The sequence below is a fragment of the Dechloromonas sp. H13 genome (assembly GCF_009469615.1).
Taxonomy (GTDB): Bacteria; Pseudomonadota; Gammaproteobacteria; order Burkholderiales; family Rhodocyclaceae; genus Azonexus.
The window spans coordinates 767084-783806 of the sequence record NZ_SSXX01000001.1 but is presented as its reverse complement, the minus strand read 5'-3'; the positions used below and the strand labels follow the sequence as shown (position 1 = coordinate 783806).

Annotated in this window: 12 protein-coding genes; 4 read left to right on the top strand and 8 right to left on the bottom strand. The window is 67.5% G+C overall.

From position 1 onward, the window contains the following. Window positions 1-169 precede the first annotated feature (169 nt). The 3 genes from GH660_RS03810 to GH660_RS17980 are packed head-to-tail and all read right to left on the bottom strand — an operon-like array spanning window position 170 to window position 1322. A complete protein-coding gene (locus GH660_RS03810; protein ID WP_228276347.1) occupies window positions 170-718 on the bottom strand; it encodes a hypothetical protein in 549 nt (182 codons plus the stop codon). 41 nt (window positions 719-759) lie between these two features. Then, window positions 760-1020, bottom strand: a complete 261-nt coding sequence (locus GH660_RS17985; protein WP_228276346.1) for a hypothetical protein — start codon at window positions 1018-1020, stop codon at window positions 760-762. Next, the gene (locus tag GH660_RS17980; protein ID WP_228276345.1) at window positions 1002-1322 is read right to left on the bottom strand and encodes a hypothetical protein; all 321 of its coding nucleotides are present in this window, start codon (window positions 1320-1322) and stop codon (window positions 1002-1004) included. Before GH660_RS17980 ends, GH660_RS17985 begins: the two co-directional genes overlap by 19 nt. Before the next feature lie 656 nt (window positions 1323-1978). On the opposite strand from GH660_RS17980, the gene GH660_RS17845 reads away from it, so the two are divergent. After that, the gene (locus GH660_RS17845; protein WP_194266221.1) at window positions 1979-2335 is read left to right on the top strand and encodes an OmpA family protein; all 357 of its coding nucleotides are present in this window, start codon (window positions 1979-1981) and stop codon (window positions 2333-2335) included. Window positions 2336-2551: 216 nt separating this feature from the next. Then, the gene (locus GH660_RS03795) at window positions 2552-4096 is read left to right on the top strand and encodes a hypothetical protein (RefSeq protein ID WP_153145228.1); all 1545 of its coding nucleotides are present in this window, start codon (window positions 2552-2554) and stop codon (window positions 4094-4096) included. Window positions 4097-4177: 81 nt separating this feature from the next. On the opposite strand, the gene GH660_RS03790 is transcribed toward GH660_RS03795, so the two are convergent. The 5 genes from GH660_RS03790 to GH660_RS03770 all read right to left on the bottom strand — a co-directional run bounded on the left by GH660_RS03790 (window position 4178) and on the right by GH660_RS03770 (window position 14775). Continuing rightward, window positions 4178-5746: a hypothetical protein gene (locus GH660_RS03790; protein ID WP_153145227.1), complete on the bottom strand. Its 1569-nt coding sequence runs from the start codon at window positions 5744-5746 to the stop codon at window positions 4178-4180. 3 nt (window positions 5747-5749) lie between these two features. Beyond that, a complete protein-coding gene (locus GH660_RS03785) occupies window positions 5750-6406 on the bottom strand; it encodes a D-Ala-D-Ala carboxypeptidase family metallohydrolase (RefSeq protein WP_153145226.1) in 657 nt (218 codons plus the stop codon). Next, a complete protein-coding gene (locus GH660_RS03780; protein ID WP_153145225.1) occupies window positions 6403-11853 on the bottom strand; it encodes a CHAT domain-containing protein in 5451 nt (1816 codons plus the stop codon). Before GH660_RS03780 ends, GH660_RS03785 begins: the two co-directional genes overlap by 4 nt. Before the next feature lie 37 nt (window positions 11854-11890). Then, window positions 11891-12724 (bottom strand): caspase family protein, encoded by an 834-nt coding sequence (locus tag GH660_RS03775; protein WP_153145224.1) that lies wholly within the window; start codon window positions 12722-12724, stop codon window positions 11891-11893. 71 nt (window positions 12725-12795) lie between these two features. Continuing rightward, window positions 12796-14775, bottom strand: a complete 1980-nt coding sequence (locus GH660_RS03770; protein WP_153145223.1) for a lipopolysaccharide assembly protein LapB — start codon at window positions 14773-14775, stop codon at window positions 12796-12798. A 380-nt stretch (window positions 14776-15155) separates the two neighbouring features. Here GH660_RS03770 and GH660_RS03765 point away from each other — a divergent pair, with 380 nt between their 5' ends. Next, window positions 15156-15728 (top strand): DUF4255 domain-containing protein, encoded by a 573-nt coding sequence (locus GH660_RS03765; RefSeq protein ID WP_153145222.1) that lies wholly within the window; start codon window positions 15156-15158, stop codon window positions 15726-15728. Next, window positions 15725-16717 carry a hypothetical protein gene (locus GH660_RS03760; protein WP_153145221.1) on the top strand — a complete coding sequence of 331 codons (993 nt, stop codon included), beginning with the start codon at window positions 15725-15727 and terminating at the stop codon, window positions 16715-16717. Before GH660_RS03765 ends, GH660_RS03760 begins: the two co-directional genes overlap by 4 nt. The last annotated feature ends 6 nt before the right edge of the window (window positions 16718-16723 follow it).

Here is a 16723-nt window from a genome sequence, read left to right as displayed (position 1 = left end):
GGTGTAGGGACATGGCAAATTATTCTAGCGCCATATAACCCACATTCGCATGAATAGTTCGATATAACTCTTGTCAGCGGTTCGCGTGCCAGGTAGTCATCCATCACGACTACAGTATCGAGTGGCCATTTGGATGTTAGCTAAATATCACGTGCGATTATGTTTAACTTTAGCGTAGTTTTTGATCAGCGCTAACAGCTCGTTTAAAGTTTTCAGAAAGATCGTTTGCAGCTCGACGTCCAGCAAGGCCAAATTCCGGGACAAATTCAGAAAACTCCGCCTCCCCACTTCCTTTAGCATGGACTTGGGTCAACAAGTTTCCATCCGCATCAAAAACATTGCATGATATTTCAATAGTAAACTTGGTTGGGGGCCATGTAAATATTGATGGAGAGCTCGATGATGTTGAGATTTCTGGAATAAAAATGTAGGAAATATTTCCAGACTTAATAGCGGTCGTATCTTTAGTGGATCGGATTACATATACATCAGCATAAACTGCACGAAGGGCATCTCTGATTCCTTTCTCAAGGTCACGATAGGGAAAATAGCTAACACTATCTCCACCTCCGCCATCAGTAGTGACCTCTTTAGAACGCTCAGATTCGGACAGCACATAGGCAACATTCTTGTTGATTAATGACTCTGCGTAGCGAGCAGGCGTCTGAGTCGGGCCAATAACAATTGGATGAGCGCACCCCACAAGGAACGCGGCCATTGCAAATGCTAGAAGAATCCGGCAGGAAGACATGAGTTCCCTCATTTCTTAATGGCATTAAAGAATTCTGGATCGGCGAAAATTTTTTCCAAAAGTGTTCGAACCAAAACTGGGTATTCATTTTGCCCTTTTGGAACTGCAACTGCTCCTGCGAAGGAGGATTGAAATGTTGTTTGTGCTGAGTAAAGTTTATCAAACGTCGATTTTCCGTCCCTCCGAATCGTAATATTTACATCTATGGTACCAATTCCTGTAGAAAACCCAGAAACATCAATATCATTTTTTAGAATTTTGGCATCCAATCTGATTGTTGAATTTTGGTCAAAAATCCAATTTCATTTAAATCAGATTTGAGTGCACTCTCAAAATAGGTAGCAAAGGTTCCATCTTGAACCAATAGCCAGCTACCTCTAAGAGTAATTCTATTAACTGGTGAATTCGGGTCACGCGGCTGGACTTCGCTCACTGCGATTTTCTCTAAGTTCTTACCCTTTAGTCCGTCGATAAACTCATAACTAGGGCTGTACGGTGGTACTTGGTAAGACATGCAACCAACCACCAATGGCACAAGTATCAAGCCGAGCAACAGAACACGTAATCTCATGGATGCAGCCTCCAAATGTTTAACTACTTGATTAAGCGATCGGCCAAATATTCAGTATATGCCTATGGGTTTATTAAGTACATGGAGCGATGCCTTGACTACCATAGGGACTTACTTGACGGCGGAAATTGAAATCTGTATAGATGCCGCTTCTGTCCGAGTTGGGGGGCCATAAAGGACAATTTTTAGCTATGCATTGCCCGTCAAGAAGCATCGAGTTGATTAATGGAGCGAGATCACCCATTCGCAGGATGACAATCTGCAAATCCCTGAAATTGGCTGGTGACAGATTCGTTCCCGCTGCATTACTGACTTAATGGGCTAACAAGCCGAACGCCGGTGGACGCCAACATGCTGCCAACCAACTAACTCGAAAACCCCCAGGCAAGCCGGATGACAATCTGTAACGAACTGCCTTGAACCCTTGTGCGAGGATGGGCGGCTATCAAGTAAATCCGTTGGTCCGTATGCGATGTTCCTTTCAGTTTGCCGCAGTCGTTGTCTCGGTAGTTGCCATCGGCGTTCAGGGGTGTTCAAGCCCGCAGCCTGTTGCGACAGACTCACAGGCAACCCAGGGCGCATCACCGGTCTCGGCCAGTCCGGCCGCAGAGTCAGGCCAGTCGGCGGAAAATGAATCCGCCAAGGGCAGCGCCGAGATGCCTGCCAAGGGGGCGAAGCCCGATGCCATCATCAAGTTGCGCCCGGGCAGTTCGAATCTTTCGGCGGAGATGCGGTTGCGGCTCCAGCGGGTTGCCGATTCGATCGCAGGCGATGAGCGAGCCTCGATCCGCCTTGTCGGCTACGTTCCGGAGGGCGGCAGTTCGGCTTGGAATATCGGCGAGGCGGAACGGCCACTCCGCGCGGTCAAACAATACCTGGAGACGCTGCGGGTTCCTGCCCGGCGAATTCACACCGCTTCGTTCGGCGATGAACACAAGTCGGTCGCCCGGCGAAACCGGGCGTGGGTCGAGGTTTTCGTTCTGCGACCGGCGCCACCCATTTCAGTCAGGTAGGCAGGCCGTTGGCCGACATGCTTTGCCTTCCCGGGGGAAAGAGGCGATCTCGTCGATCAACCTCTTGCCATGCGCACCGCTGCGTCGCCTCAGGCCAGGGGACTTTGCGGAGAAGTTGGCATATTAGCGAAAATAACTAAACGGTTTGCATACCACGACGGCCCATCACAGGCTACACTTTGAGTTCCCGGGGGCTGCTTCCAATGGAGGGGTTGAATGCTTGAAATCTTGCTCAACTTGACCCGAAGCGGGGGGCAGAAGATGACCCACCCGCTGACGGACTCTCGCGCGTTGCGCCGTGTCATCGATGAAATCCCGGGTGACAATGCATTCAAGGCGCTCGACCAGATCGTCGGCTGGCTGGAGTCGTTGCAGGGCGTCGCGGACTTTCCCGAAGACCGCCTGTACGAGGCGGTCAGCCGCCTGCACGACGCGGCGCAGCCGCATCTCAAGCGGCTGGCCAGGGATTATCTGCATTCGCCGCGGCTGTCCCGTTCGGAAGAAAAATGCCTGTGGACCATCAGCCATGGATTCTGGATCATGCTGGCGCTCAGCTATGAGCGCTGTCTGCCGCCAGCCGGCGCAAAAATGCCGGGCGCCCATTTCAGGCAGGTGCTGCCGGCCTTGTGCGCCCGACTGATCGCCGCGCTTGGCAATGTGCTCAAGTGGGAGCAATTTCACTACATGGCGTCGACCGGCGATCTCTGGCAGCGTCTCGGGGCAGCCCTTCTGGTCGCGGAGCGGGCCGGGGGCGCGGGCCGGGAAAGCCAGTCGCGCGACGCCGCTTCAGATGTCGGCAGCCCGCAACTGGAATTTGCCAAGGTCGTCGCTTTCCATGCCGCTTCCCTGGAAAACCTGCTGCCGCTGCAAATCGAGCTGGCCGAACGGCTGATCACCCATTTCTCGCCCGGATTCGTCTTTTCCGCCGAGGTCGACCGCGACAGCGTCTATTGGGTCGATCTGGCCCATGCCGGGCCGCCGACGCGCCTGGCCCGCCGGCCGCAGCATGCCGAGCCGACGCAGCGCTTCTTCAAGCCGGCGAAGGCCCATGCGGCCATCCTGAAGCTCATCCATGATCTGGAAAAGGGGCTCGATGTGCCGGGGCATGTCATTCCCGGCGGGCAATACGATGCGCAGACGCTGCTTCCCGTGCTGCGCCATCTTTCCCTCCACCTTGCGTCGGTGCCGCCGCAACGGCGCAACAAGCGCTACAGCGTCAAGCAACGGGCCCTGGTCGTGAACGGGCTGGACAATGTTCGCATGGTGTTCTCCGGCAACCATGCCGGGCTTGGCATCCATCTGCCGATGGAAAGCTGGGTCGTCGAGGATGTCAGCCGGGGCGGTTTCGGCGCGGTGCTCAACAGCATTCCCGGCGAATGGCTCAAGGTCGGCGCGCTGATTGCCATGCAGCCCGAAGGCGGCGCCACCTGGCAACTCGGGATCGTCCGCCGTTGCCATCGCCTCGGCGAGTCGGATGCGCAGATCGGTATCGAGATGCTGGCCCTGCATGGCACACCGGTTGACCTCAGGATGCGTGTGGCGTCGACCTTCGCCGCGGTGGACAGCATTCCGGCGCTGATGATTCGCGAGGGCAACGCCGCCGGTGAGGTCCGCGTCGTCATGCCGCTCGCCTCCTTCAATGCGAACGAAACCCTGGAGTACGAAGAGGACGGGCAGTACCGGTTGCTGACGCCGGTGGCCTTCGTCGAACAGGCGGCGGACTGCGAACTGGCGCGTTACCGCAAGGGTGCCAGCGGGTAATTCGCGTTTGCGGATGGCTGCCTGACCGCCGCGGCCGGGCGCCATGGGGCACGGCGGCGGTCACGCCGCTGTGCGTGAGTTTCAGGTCGTGACCAGCAACGGCCCCAGCACCTGTTCCGTCCCCGGCGGCCGTTCCCCCTGCTGTTCAAGCCAGACGAAACGCCCGGCCGGGGCGGCGGCGGTGGCTTCGGCGATGGCGGCCTGGGCGTCGGGGAGGCGGGTCTTTTCGTTGATCAGGACGACGACGCGGGCCAGGCCGGGGGTCGTCGCCAGTACCCGCAGTTCGTGCAGGCAGCCGGCGTTCTGGGCGACGAAGTTGCGCAGGTCCATCAGCACGACGTCGCTGGCGCGGACCAGTTCGGCGAGCGCGTCCTGCCAGGTGGTGTCGTGGCAGTAGCATTCGTTGACCCGGTAGCGGCCCTCGACGTCGGGGCGCAGTTCGAATTCGGCGAGCCGGCGCGGGACATCGGCGGGGCTGCGGATGAAGCGTTCGCCGAGGCGACCGTCGATGAAGGTGAAGATGTCGTCGGGGTCGATGGTGCGGTCGGCGAGGTCGGTGCCGGCGATCAGCACGGTGTTGCCGGTGGCGCGCCAGCGGTCGATGACGCGGTCGAAGAGGTCCTGGACGTTGGCGTCCTGGCGGAAGACGCGCAGCACCAGGAGCGTCGGCGGCCGGCCGGCGCTACGCTGCCCGGTGACGGCCTGCATGGCCCGGGCGCCGAGCGGAATCCACAGCAGGGGCAGGAAATCGATCAGCGCGCCCCAGCCGAGGTCGGCGATGGCGCCTAGGGCGGGGCCGGTGAGGGCGATGACCCAGACCGCGGTGAACAGGTAGAACAGTTCGGAAATCTGGCGCCGGGCGTAGGCGGCGGCGAGCCAGCGGCCGAGCGCCCGGGCCGGCCACCAGGCGATCAGCCACGGGGCGAGGGCGAACAGCGCGATGGCGCCGGTCGCCGGCAGCCAGCCGACCAGCCAGTAGATCACCGGGCTGCCCCGGTCGACGAGTTCGGAGAGCAGGTCGACGCCGGCCTGCGAGGCCCAGCACAGGACGATGAAGACGGGCGCCAGCCAGGGGCCGACGGCGCGCGTGGCGCCGCCGAGGCAGAGGGCGGTGACGACGACCAGCGGCAGGCCGATGTCGAGCGACATCCAGAACAGGACCTGGGCGAAGCTGACGTTTTCGTTGACCCGCCAGGTAAGCAGGGCGACGGCGACGACGAACCAGAGCAGCAGGGTGGCGACCAGCCGGCGGCGGCGCCAGCGGTCGATGACGGCGATCACCGGCACGATCGGCCAGGCGTAGGCGGTGCCCAGCGTCAGCACCGTCTTCCAGGTGATCGGGCCGTTGGCCATGATCTGCATCTGCAGCGTGCGGGTCAGCGCCAGCAGCAGGGTCAGGATGACGAAGCCGGCGATCATCTGGCGTCGGGCGCGCCGGTTGTCGGCCAGCGATAACGGGGCGGGCGGCAGTTCCGCCGCTGCCGGCAGGCGGGCGGCTGGCGGCGCGGCGGCTGCGGTCGACGGGGAATTCCGGCCGTTTTTCATCAGCCGCTGCATCGCCGCCCGGTAGCGATTGGCGACGATCAGCGCGCCGATCACCGAAAGGAAGGTGGCGAGGATCAGCAGGAAGGCGATCTTGCCGGGCAGCATGGCTCAGGTCGTCGCGGTCAGGCCGTGCACGTAGACCAGCCGCCCGCTCGCCGGGTCAGCGACGTAGCTCAGGCACTGGCGGCGGTTGGCGCCGCTGCCCGGCGCCCGGAGCGAGACGTGCACCCAGCCCGAGTTGGGCCCCTGGCGCGGGTCGTAGCATTCGCAGATGATCTGGTCGAAATCGGCCAGGTGGTCGCGCGCCCAGGCGGCCAGTTCGAGCGTCGCCATGCCGACGATCTCGATGTCGCAGGCTTCGCCGGTGGCGTGCTGGCTGGTACTGAGCCAGGTCACCGGCTTGTTCTTGAGCGCCCGTTCCAGCGCCTGGCCGCGATAGACGCTGTTCGGCGTGAACGAGCCGAAGGCGTCGCGCACCGGCTGCAGCACGTGGCGGGCGAGATGGACGGCGGCGCGCAGTTCGGCCTCGCTGGCGAAGCCGTTGGCGATGCCGCGCCGGCTGGCGAGATCGGAGCGGGTCAGTTCGTAGACGCGGAAGTTGGGGGCGATCAGCGCGCGCGGGTCGAGGCCGGCGAGGTGGATTCGTTCCAGGGGCGTGGCCGAGAGATCGGGCACTGCCGCCGGTGCCCGGGGTGCGACGGGGACGGCGCGGCGGCGGGCCGGCGCCTTTTTGCCGGCGGCGGTCTTCGGTTGGCGCGGACTCATTGCAGGCTCTCCCGGAGTTGGTCGAGGATGCGATGCACGGCCTTGTCGCGGGCCGGCCAAAGTTCGCCGAGGAAGACGATGTTTTCGGCCAGCGAGGCGACTTCGCGCGGGCTGGCGGCGCGCCCGATGGCCTCGCGGTAGGCGCCGAGCACGCCGGCGGCGCTGTCATCGACGGTCGTGGCGCGCTGGCGCGGCGGCCCGGCGCCTTCGAGCAGCAGGCGGGTCAGCGCCAGGTCGGCGAGACTGGCGCCGTCCCAGAAGTTGGGGTCGTCGGCGTTGCGCCGGGCGACCTCGCGCTGCAGGGCGTCGAGTTCGCGCAGCAAAACGGCCGTTTTCGGGGTGTCGACCGTAACCGCCCGCTGGCCGGCCAGCTGCATGGCGGCGACGCGGTTGGTGAAGGCGTAGGCGTCGCGCCGGCGCTGGTAGGCGAGGTCGTAGTGGTGCGCCATGTTGAGCAGCGCCTCGGCGCGCCGCGCGCCTTCGTCCTCGACCTGGGCCAGGCGCTTGTAGGCGCTGCCGAGCAGGTTCAGGCGTTCGACCGTCGGTGCGCGCCGGCACAGGGTGTCGAGGTCGAGGATGGCGCTCTCGATGGCTGCGACCTGCGTCGCCCGCGCCGCTTCGCGGCGGGCGGCGGGCAGCCGGCGCGCTTCGTGCCAGTGGTCGGCAGCGAGCCGCACGCGGTAGTTGGCGTACTGCTCCAGCGCGCGCATCGAGCATTCGCCCTTGTCGGCGGTCAGCGCACGCGCCAGCCAGGTGGTGGCTTCCTCCCACTTGCGGATTTCGCCCCAGGCCAGGCCGAGCGCGGTGCACACGTCGCCGCGCTGCAGCCAGGCGGTCGCCTGCGTCGGCGGGATGCGCGCCAGGCGGCGGGCGATGCGGCCGCCGCCCTCGTCGTGGCCGCCGGCGCGGAGGTCGGCGACCAGGTTCTCCAGCTCGGCGACCAGTTCGTTGGGCGTCCCGAAGGGCGGCGCCGCGCGCTGCGGCGCCGAGCCGTCGCGGCGGAAGCGGAAGTCGGGGTCGCCGTAGCACTGGTAGGCGCCCCAGGTATTGACGTCGGGGAAGCGCGACCAAGTTTCCTCGCGCGCGGCGCGCACCGCCTCGCCGAAGGCGTCGCCGGCCAGCATGGCGCGGTAGAAGGTGGCAGCGAAGGCCTGCCCGGCGCGGTCGTCCACCGCCCAGCCGGCGGCGACGACGGCGCGCACGCCCATGCGGATGAACTCCTCGCCGAGGTTGGCGGCGAGCCCGAGGCGATCGAGCTCGCGCGGGCCGTCGACGCGGCCGAGGTGGCAGCAATTGACGAACACCAGTTCGGGCACGAAGCGCATCTGGGCGATGTCGCCGGGGGTCAGGAAGCTGTCGGCGCCGATCACCATGCCGGAAATCGGCTTGCCCGGCGCGCCGGGGCGCTGGTAGTCGTGCACGCCGTGGCCGGCGAGGTGGAGGATGCGCCAGCTGTCCTTGTGCAGGGCTTCGAGGATCGGCGTCGCCGCCGCGTCGATGCAGTCGGTGACGTCGTAGCCGTCGTCGGCGAGCTGCCCGGCGACCCGTTGCGCTTCCTCGCGGGCGCCGGGCAAATCGGCGAAGTCGGGCGCGCCGCCGAGGTCGGGGTTGCCGACGACGAGCGCGGTATTGCCGGCGCCATGCACCGGCAGCTGGCGGAATTCGAGGGTGCGGAACTGGCGGACGAGGCCGGCGCTCACCGCCGGCGGTCGTTCGCCGCTGGCCCAGCGGTTCTCCAGCAGCTCCCACGGGTAGCGCGCCGAGTGCTGGTCCACCATGACGACGAGGTTGCCCTGGTGCGCCGACATCTCGCGCAGGCGCAGCGGCAGCAGCATCTCGAACAGGGTCTTGGCGACCTCCGAGTTCTGCCCGGTGTCGCGGCTGGCGATGCGGACGAAGCTGTCGACCAGCGCGATCTGCCCGGTCGCCAGCGTTTCCTCGGCGCGCGCGCGGTCGGTGGTGAACACGAAGCGCAGGCGCCCGCCATCCTCGATGATCTCCAGCCGCTGGTACCACTCCGGCGCCTGCTCGAAGCGCACGCGCCGGCGCCCGGCCTGGCCGGTTTCGACGGCGCCGGCCGGCCAGCGCACGGCGGCGGCCAGCGTCTCGTTCTGCAGGACGCGGGTCAGCGCGTCGGCGGCGGCGATGGCGATGTCCTCGTAGAGTTCGAGGAATTCCAGGCGGTCGATCAGCACGCGGTCGGCCAGTTCCTGCTCGGCCAGCCGGCGGTTGGCGGCGACCGCGGCGCGCAGGATGGCTTCCAGCGCATCGCCGACCGCCAGGCCGCCGGCGCCGGTGCCGACCAGCAGGCAGGTGACGGCCGCCGAGCGCGGCCGGCCGTCGTCGCCGAAACGGTCGTCCGGCCAGCGCACGACGTCGAGCGCAAATTGCAGCAGCGCGGCGCGCGCCGACTCCTCGAGCAGGGCGGGACTCAAACCGCCGACGCGACCGAGGCCGACGACGATGGCACCGCCCGGTTTGGCGTGTGGCGACTCGTTGAGGACGACCGTGTTGCTGCCGAGCGGACCGGGGTAGATGCCGAGGTCAAGGCGCCGCGTCAGGGCGCCCCCCAGCTGGCGATCGAGCACCGCTTCGGCACTGACCACGGTGTCGCCCTGGTAGTGCCCGACGACGACCGGGTGGCGGGCGTGGGCCAGGTTGCCGTGGCGGATGGCGACGGCGATGGTTGGCACCGGGCGCGCTTCCGTCGCGGCCGGCGGGCTGGCGCCGGAAAAGCTGAAGCCGGCGACGTCGACCGCGGCAGGGATGCCGTCGGCCGGCGGCGCGGCCGGCAGCACGAAGCGTTCCGGCTGCCCGGCGGCGCGCGCGCGGGTTGGCGGGGCGGCCGGCAGCAGCGTCGTCTGGCCGTTGACCAGGAGGTCGAGATAGCCGGGGAAGGCGCGCGGCTGGGCGCACAGCGCGTCGTGCGCGGTGTCCTCGACGTACCAGACGGGCACGCCGGCCAGGCGGCCGGACTGCCAGCTCACCGTGCCGTCGCCCTCTCGGCTGGCGATGAAGTCGAGGCGCTTGCGCGCCGGCGGCCACCAGTCGCTGCCGGCGCTCAGTTCGTAGTCGACGACGGTGGCCGGCTGGCAGCCGGCGACGTAGAGCATGTGGCGCGGGTCGGGCGGCGCCGCGCGCAGGAGTTTCCAGGTCGCCGCCGCCTCGTCGAGGGCAGCCGCCTCGGCGGTCGGCCAGCGGGCGCCGGTTTCCTGGCGCAGCTTCTGCCAGCGGCTGGCGTCGGCGAAATCGGGGTCGTCGGCGGCGAAGGGCAGCAGTTCGAGCAGGCCGGGGTAGCGCGAAACGAGGCCGATGATCTCGTCGGTGTTCTGGGTGATGTCGAGCAGGGCGAGCTTGGATTGCGTCGGGTTGAAGCCGGTCAGCCAGCGCACTGCCTCGTAGGAGCCGAGGTTGGGGGTGCCGAGCATCAGGAAGCGGCTGCCCGGCAGGCGCACGATGCGTTGCCACAGCGCGCTGCCGGCGCCGCCGTCGGCGATCATCGCGCGCACCACGAGGCCGCCCATCGAGTGGGCGACCAGGCGCACCGGCTGGCCGTTGCGCTCGGCCAGGGCGACCAGCGGTTCGAGGGTGGCGGCCAGCCGGGCGGCGGCCTTGCGCACCGAGTAACGCCAGTCGTAGGGAAAGATTTCGACCTGGTGGCTGCGTGCCAGGAATTCGACCAGCGGCCCGTAGAACTGGTCGACCAGGCCGACCGGCGCAATGCCGTCGCGCCCCATCGCCAGGCGCTTGAGGCCGCCGCGGAGCAGCGCCCAGTAGTCGAGCCAGACGGTGTCGTCGTCGACGCGCAGCTGGCTGCCCATGGTGCCGGGCAGGACGACGGCGAGCGGCCGCGGCTTGCCGTCGCCGCGGCTGCGCGCGACGGCGTCGGCGCAGCGGCGGCCGACGGGCGCTTCGCCGGCGAGCGGCAGGAAGCCGGCCTGGTCGCCGTCGGCGCGGGCGAGGCCGGCCTGCAGCCAGCGCACGCTCTGTTCGTTGGTGAAATAGCGGAAGTGATTGACCTTGGGCCCGGCGTCCTTGCGCTGGCGGGCGCCATTGGCGGGGCGCGGCAGGCCGCCGCTCATCGAGCCGGTGTCGACGACGAGGTCGTGCTCGTTGCGGTAGAACCAGTCGCTGGCCAGCACCTTCAGGGTGTTCCACAGGCCGTCGCCGCCCTCGATGTCGCCGGCGATGACGGTGAGGTCGGCGCTGCTGACCAGCTCCGGCGTGGCGTTGAGCAGGCGGGTCAGCGCCGAGCCGGGGACCATCGCCTCGAGGCCGGGCAGGGTGCGCGGGTCGGTGCGCTCGCGGACGACGGCGAGCAGGAAGTCCAGCCCGTTGGCGAACAGGCCGTTGCCGGTCGCCGCGGCGACCAGGTAGTCGAGCACCGACAGCCAGCGGTCGAGGCGCCCGGAGGCCAGCGTCGTGCCGCGCGCCGGGCAGGCGACGCGGACGAAGCGCGCGACGCGCAGCTTCTTGCCGGCGAGCAGCGCGACCAGTTCGGCGAGGCGCTGGCGGTCGGCGGCGTAGGCCTTGTCGTATTCCGCCGCGTCGTTATCGGCGAGCGTCGGCAACCCGAGCTGCGGCGCCACGGTGCGGTCGGCCGCGAACAGGGTCTGCAGGCGTTCTGCCGTCAAGACCTCGGCCAGTTTCGCGCAGCCGGACAGGGCCAGCACTTCGCCGACCAGGCCGCCGCGCGAATGGCTGACCAGGTGCAGCTCGGCGCCGTCGGGCAGGCGGCGGGCGAGGGCCAGGGCGTTGGCGATCGGGCTCTCGCTCAGGGTCCGGTGTTCGAGCGCGAAGACGCGGTCGCCGTAGGTGACGGCGAGCGCCTGGCGCAGGCGGGCGCCTTCGGCGTTGCCGGCTTCCCACAGCTTGCCGAAGCTGCCTTCGGTGCTCGAAGCGGTGCCGTGCAGGAAGACCAGCAGCGGCCCCTGGTCGGCGGCGAGTGGCGCGTCGTCGGCGACCGCCTGCAGCCGGAAAGCGGCGGCCGGGTCGACGCGGTAAAGGCCGGGCGGATGGTCGCCGAGCAGCTTTTCCTCGAAGCGGATGCCGAGGACGCGCGCCGACTGCTCGACCAGGTCAACGCCGAAGAAGTCGAGGACGCGGATCGCCAGCCCGGCCATGCCGCGCTCGCTGACGCTCGCCCGCTGCGGGGTCAGGCGGGCGAATTCCCAGGCTGCAGAGGCGTCGACCGCAGCCGGCGCGCCAGCGCGGGCGCCGGCCGGCGGCGTCCCGTATTCGCGGGTCAGGTCGTCGACCCGGCTCCACAGCACGAAGCCGTTGTCGAGTTCGACGCGGACCACGGTGTCGCCGGGCACCTCGACCACGTCGCCGGCCCCGTCGCGGGCGCTGCCGGGGAGCAGGCGATGGCTCGGCGAATGGCCGCCGATGCGGGGGCCGCGGCCCTCGCTGCGGATGCCGCGAATCCGGTACATGGGCTGGGGCATGGAACTCTCCTCCGGCGACTGGGGGGGCAAGCGGCCTTTAAGCGAGAACCTTGCCCTTGCGGGCGCCCTCGCTGCCGACAATCTGCGGCGACTGCGGGTAGCTCGCCGACGGCAGGTACTTGACGATGGCCTTGTGCCAGTCGGCATAGGTGGCGCCCTCCTTCAATGCCTTCAGCGCCTTCAGCGCGTAATAGGTGAAGGCGCCGTTGAAACGGCCGGCGATGCGGGCGTCGTAGCTGTAGTTGTTGGGGCCTTCCTTGCAGCCTGAAAGCAGCAGGTCGCCCAGCTTGTTCGAGTAGGCGCTCATCAGCGGCGAGGTGCCGGCGGGGGCGACCATCGTCGTCGCCGGCTTGCCGGCGCGGTCCTTCGGCAGCAGCTTGGCCGGCAGCCAGTTGCCCATCGGCATGAAGCGCGGCCGGGTGTCGGCGTCCTTCTCGGCCCTGGCAGCGCGCGTCACGGTGCCGGAATGGCAGCTGTCGGAGATCAGCACGATGCGCACGCCGGCCTTGCGCGCGCCGAAGATGGCGCGAATCTCGTCGTCGATCAGCGCCTCGCCTTTGGTCTGCAGGTCGTAGGGGCAGAGCGCCTCGTCGAGGCCGTCGACCTCGTCGCCGTCCTCGTCCGGCTGGTAGGTGCCGTGGCCGGAGAAGGTGATGACCAGGCTGTCGCCCTTACCTGCCTTGCCGATCAGGTCGCTCATCGCCGTCACCATGGCGGCCTTGGTCGCCTGGTCGTCGAGCAGTTTGGCGACCTTGAAGCCGCGCTCGGCGAGGGCGGCCGCCCAGTCGTTGGCGTCGTTGACGCAGCCCTGCAGGTCCATGTGGGTGCCGGGATAGTTGTTGATGCCGATGCACAGGGCTTTCTTGGCCATGATTGTCTCCTCGTGGGTGGTGTGGCGGGCAATTTCGGTCGCTGCGGATGCTTCTCCTCGTTCCTTCGTCGTTACCAGAGCGTGCGCGTGTCGAGCCAGGTGACCTGGCCGGTGCGCCGCGTGACTTCCTTGACCATGTGCGCGGTGCCGCCGGCGCCGTCGCCGCCGCCGCCGTTCCACAGGCAGATGAAGCGGACGCGGTCGATGCCCTGGCTCAGCGCGCTGTAGAGCAGCCACAGGTTGCAGCGTTCGAACGGGTCGATCGTCTGGCCGTCGCGGTCGCGCGGCAGCGGGCCGAGTTCGTCGGGCATGATGCGCGGTGCCAGGGTCAGGCGTTCGCGTAGCGCCAGGTAGCGCCGGCGCCAGGCTTCGCCGTTGGCGCAGGGCAGCACCGAGGCGGCGATGAATTCCGGTTCCGGCAGCGGCAGCAGCATCTGGAAGCGGACGCCGCGCGCGAGGCAGGCTTCGGCGAACAGGAGGTCGCCGCCGGCGGCGCCCTGTGCGATGGCGAGGTCGTCGGCGCCGGCGCCCAGCGCATCGAGCGCCGCACCGATGCGTTCGGCGGCGATGCTCTCCTTGTCGGGCGGGAAGCGGGGCTCGGGGCGCCCCGGGCTGTCGATCATGTGGCCGGCGAAGAGGAAGACCTTGTCCGGCCGCCATTGGCTGGCCGGCGGCTTCATCCGCTGCATGGCCCGCTCCAGGGTCGCCAGGGCGACACCTACGTACTCGGGGCGGAAGCCGAGGTCGGCCAGGACGCGCAGGTGGCCGTAGGTCGTCTGCAGCGCCAGCCAGTCGTTGTCGGCGAGGGCGATCGCCTCGCGGTAGGCGGTGCCGACGGCGGCAGGATCGTCGCCGAGGATCGCCAGCCAGCCGAGGCAGACCTTGGCCAGGTAGGCGTTGGCCTCGTCGCGCTCGCAACTCGCCGCCCAGGTGACGCCGCCGCTCATGACGGCGGCTTCGGCGTCGTGGCGCGGGTCACCGGTGAGGTCGCGGTAGACCTGCATCAGCATCACTGCGTTGATCCCCGACAGGTAATGGCCGGGGCAGATGCGGAAGGCCGTGCTGTAGCTCCTGATCGCCTCGCGCAGCTGCGCTTCCTCGTAGGTGGCATCGCTGCGCATCTGCTCGGGCGTGCTCCCGGGCAGGCGCCAGGCGGCGGCCCATTCCTCCTTGTCGAGGCAGCCGAGACGTTCCCAGGCGCCGACATGCTCGGGGTCGACGCCGACCAGGCGCTTGAAGGTGGCGCGCGCCTCGTCGACGCGGCCGGTGCGCTGCAGGCAGATGGCATGCTGGCGGGCGGCCTCGTAGTTGTCGGGGGCGAATTCGAGGGCCAGCTCGAACTGTTCGAGGGCGAAGCGGAAATGCCCCATGCGGCGCAGGGCCTCGCCGGCCTTGAGGTGGGCGTCGACGCGCAGGGCGGTGGCCGGCGCCTCGTCGGCGAGCACCAGGATGTCCTCCGGGCGGTCGCCCTTGCGCGCGACCTCGATGCGGGTCGCCCATTCCTCGTAGTTTTCCCAGTATTCGCGGGCGTTGCCGACGCGCAGGCGGCGCCAGTCCGGCTCTTCGAGGTAGGGCAGCAGGTTGTACACCGGACTGGTCTTGCTGCCGTGCCAGGCGGTCAGCGTGCTGCGCGCCATGTCGCCGAGCGCCTTGCGGTAGATGGCCAGCGTCGCCGGGTCGGGGGCGCCGTCGACCAGGCTGTAGCAGAGCTTGCGGTCGGTGTAGATGTCGAACGGCTGCGTCGGCCGCGGCCCCTGGACGAGGATGACGCCGCGCGCACGTAGCGCGTGGCGGACGCCGAGTTCGTACCAGACATTGGGGTTATCGAGCGTCAGGTCGGCGACCACGAGGTCGGCCAGCAGCAGTTCCTGGAACAGGTCGGCGCGGATGTCGCCGGCCTCGCGCTCCTCGTCTGCGCGCAACACCTCCAGCCCGGCGTCCTCGAGCGCCGGGCGGATCAGCTCGGCGTAGATGCGGTCGAAGTCGATCGGCTGGCCGGTGCTGTCCGGCTTCTTCCCGAAGGGCATGGCGACGAAGACATGCAGACTCATGCAGGCCTCTCTGTTGGCGTTCCAACGTTTCGGCGGGCGGTTCCGCGCGCTTCGCGCGGCGCGGCTTCCCGACCGGATGCATCCTTTGTTCTTCTGCCGGCGCTAGTGAAAAGTCATAACCATCTTAGTTCCCCCGTCCACGGCTGCCAAGGAGTTTCATGCGGCCCCGGGCTCCTTCGCGACTTCCCCGGAGCCGCACAACCATGCCCGTGTAATGAAATTTCCAGCTGGTCTATCAGTGAAAATTCATGTTCCAGAATGTCAGTGACAAATTTTAACGACTGTGATTTACTTATTTGCAATTGGTTGCATGAATGTGGTAATGGCTGCCGCGGCCTGCTTCCCGCCGCGGATGTGACGTACTCACAGAGGCTGAAGTCATGCTGGATATCGCGGTCGCGTTCCTGGCGGATGAGTTCAATGCCTACCTCCAGCGGCGAACGGGGTCGCTGGCGCTTGGCCGGGCGGTCGCGGGCGCCCTGGTCAACGATGCCGGCAAGGTGGCGGTGGCCAAGGGCACCGTCGGCGTCGGCCTGATCAACATCGAGGAAGAGCGCGTCACCCGCGTCCAGCAACCCGAGCGCGTCCTGGTCAATGGCCGGGAAATCGTCCTGCCGCCCGAACTGCGCCTTAACCTGACGCTGATGTTCGTCCCCAACATGGCGACCTACGACCTGTCGCTGCGCGCCCTGTCGCATGTCCTGACCTTCTTCCAGGCCTGCCCGGCGTTCACCGTCGACGAATACCCGGCGCTCGACCCCCGCATCGGCCAGCTGCTGGTCGAACTGCACAGCATCGGGCCGGAGACGCTCAACCAGGTCTGGGCCTGCCTGGGTGCCAAGTACATGCCGTCGGTGCTCTACCGGGTGCGCCTGGTGACGCTGCAGGACCAAGAGCCGGACGCCGTCGGGGCGCCGATCACCGACATTTCGCTGGCGCTGCACGACAAATGAGCATCCACTTCCGCCCGTTGTTCACGGTCGAGGTGACGCATGGCTATTACCGCGGCCCGTGCGCCGACATCGATTTCGTCGTCCCGCCCGGCGGGCTGGCCGGCGGCCGGTTGCTGGCGCGCATCCGCGACGGCCGCCTCAACGTACTCTACGAGGCGCGCGACGACGGCACGCCGCTCGCCGCGGTGGCCGGAGCGACGCTGCTCTTCGGCCTGCAGGCGGCTAACCCGCATTTCGTCAATTTCACGCAGCCGCCGGTGGCCGCCGGCCAGCTGCCGGTGTTCGTCAATCGCACCCAGCCGCGCGCGCTCGACGCGCCGCTGCCGGCCGCCTTTGCGACGACGGTGCAGCGCGTGCAGCCGGTGCTCGCCGGGCGTCCGCTGACCCTGCGCTGGCATGACGGGGTGCGCCTGGTCGCCGCGCAGGTCGTGCCGGCCGGGCAGGGCGAAGCGAGCTTCGCGACCCGCGACTGGCCGTCCGGCATCTACACGCTGAGCGAGGACGACGGCGGCGCGCCACGCCAGTCGACGCTGGTCGTCGCGCCGGAACTGGCCGGCCGCGGCCTCTGGGGCGTCCTCGCGGTGACCGTCGACGCCGCCTTCTACGGCGCCCCGGCGGCGTTCACGATCGCCCTGGCGGCGCGCCGCGAGCAGCTCAAGTACTACGTCGTGGCGCGCAACTACGGCGCCACCGAATTCAGCCAGCTGGTCGTCAGCGATGCCGGGTCCGCCGAGCAGGGGCGGCCGGCCGTCCAGTTCGACGCCGTCGCCCGCGACCATTTCGCGGCCGGCGACATTCCCGCCGACCTGCTCGGCGACGCCGCCGCGCGCATCGTCCTCTTCCAGTCGCGCAGCGCGGTCGACCGCCGGGCCGGCGGCTATCGCAAGCTGCAGCTCGCCCGCAACGGCGAGGTGCTGGTCCAGCATCTGCCCCAGGCCGGTTCCGACCGGGGACAGTCGCACTTCATCGTCCACCTGTCCAAACCATAGAGGGGG

What these genes read in the sequence shown, in the direction of transcription:
- GH660_RS03780 (WP_153145225.1), bottom strand. Translation starts at nt 11,853, where the DNA reads ATGCCCCAGCCCATGTACCGGATTCGCGGCATCCGCAGCGAGGGCCGC.
- GH660_RS17845 (WP_194266221.1), top strand. Translation starts at nt 1,979, where the DNA reads ATGCCTGCCAAGGGGGCGAAGCCCGATGCCATCATCAAGTTGCGCCCG.
- GH660_RS03770 (WP_153145223.1), bottom strand. Translation starts at nt 14,775, where the DNA reads ATGAGTCTGCATGTCTTCGTCGCCATGCCCTTCGGGAAGAAGCCGGAC.
- GH660_RS03765 (WP_153145222.1), top strand. Translation starts at nt 15,156, where the DNA reads ATGCTGGATATCGCGGTCGCGTTCCTGGCGGATGAGTTCAATGCCTAC.
- GH660_RS03785 (WP_153145226.1), bottom strand. Translation starts at nt 6,406, where the DNA reads ATGAGTCCGCGCCAACCGAAGACCGCCGCCGGCAAAAAGGCGCCGGCC.
- GH660_RS03810 (WP_228276347.1), bottom strand. Translation starts at nt 718, where the DNA reads ATGGCCGCGTTCCTTGTGGGGTGCGCTCATCCAATTGTTATTGGCCCG.
- GH660_RS17980 (WP_228276345.1), bottom strand. Translation starts at nt 1,322, where the DNA reads ATGAGATTACGTGTTCTGTTGCTCGGCTTGATACTTGTGCCATTGGTG.
- GH660_RS03760 (WP_153145221.1), top strand. Translation starts at nt 15,725, where the DNA reads ATGAGCATCCACTTCCGCCCGTTGTTCACGGTCGAGGTGACGCATGGC.
- GH660_RS03775 (WP_153145224.1), bottom strand. Translation starts at nt 12,724, where the DNA reads ATGGCCAAGAAAGCCCTGTGCATCGGCATCAACAACTATCCCGGCACC.
- GH660_RS03795 (WP_153145228.1), top strand. Translation starts at nt 2,552, where the DNA reads ATGCTTGAAATCTTGCTCAACTTGACCCGAAGCGGGGGGCAGAAGATG.
- GH660_RS03790 (WP_153145227.1), bottom strand. Translation starts at nt 5,746, where the DNA reads ATGCTGCCCGGCAAGATCGCCTTCCTGCTGATCCTCGCCACCTTCCTT.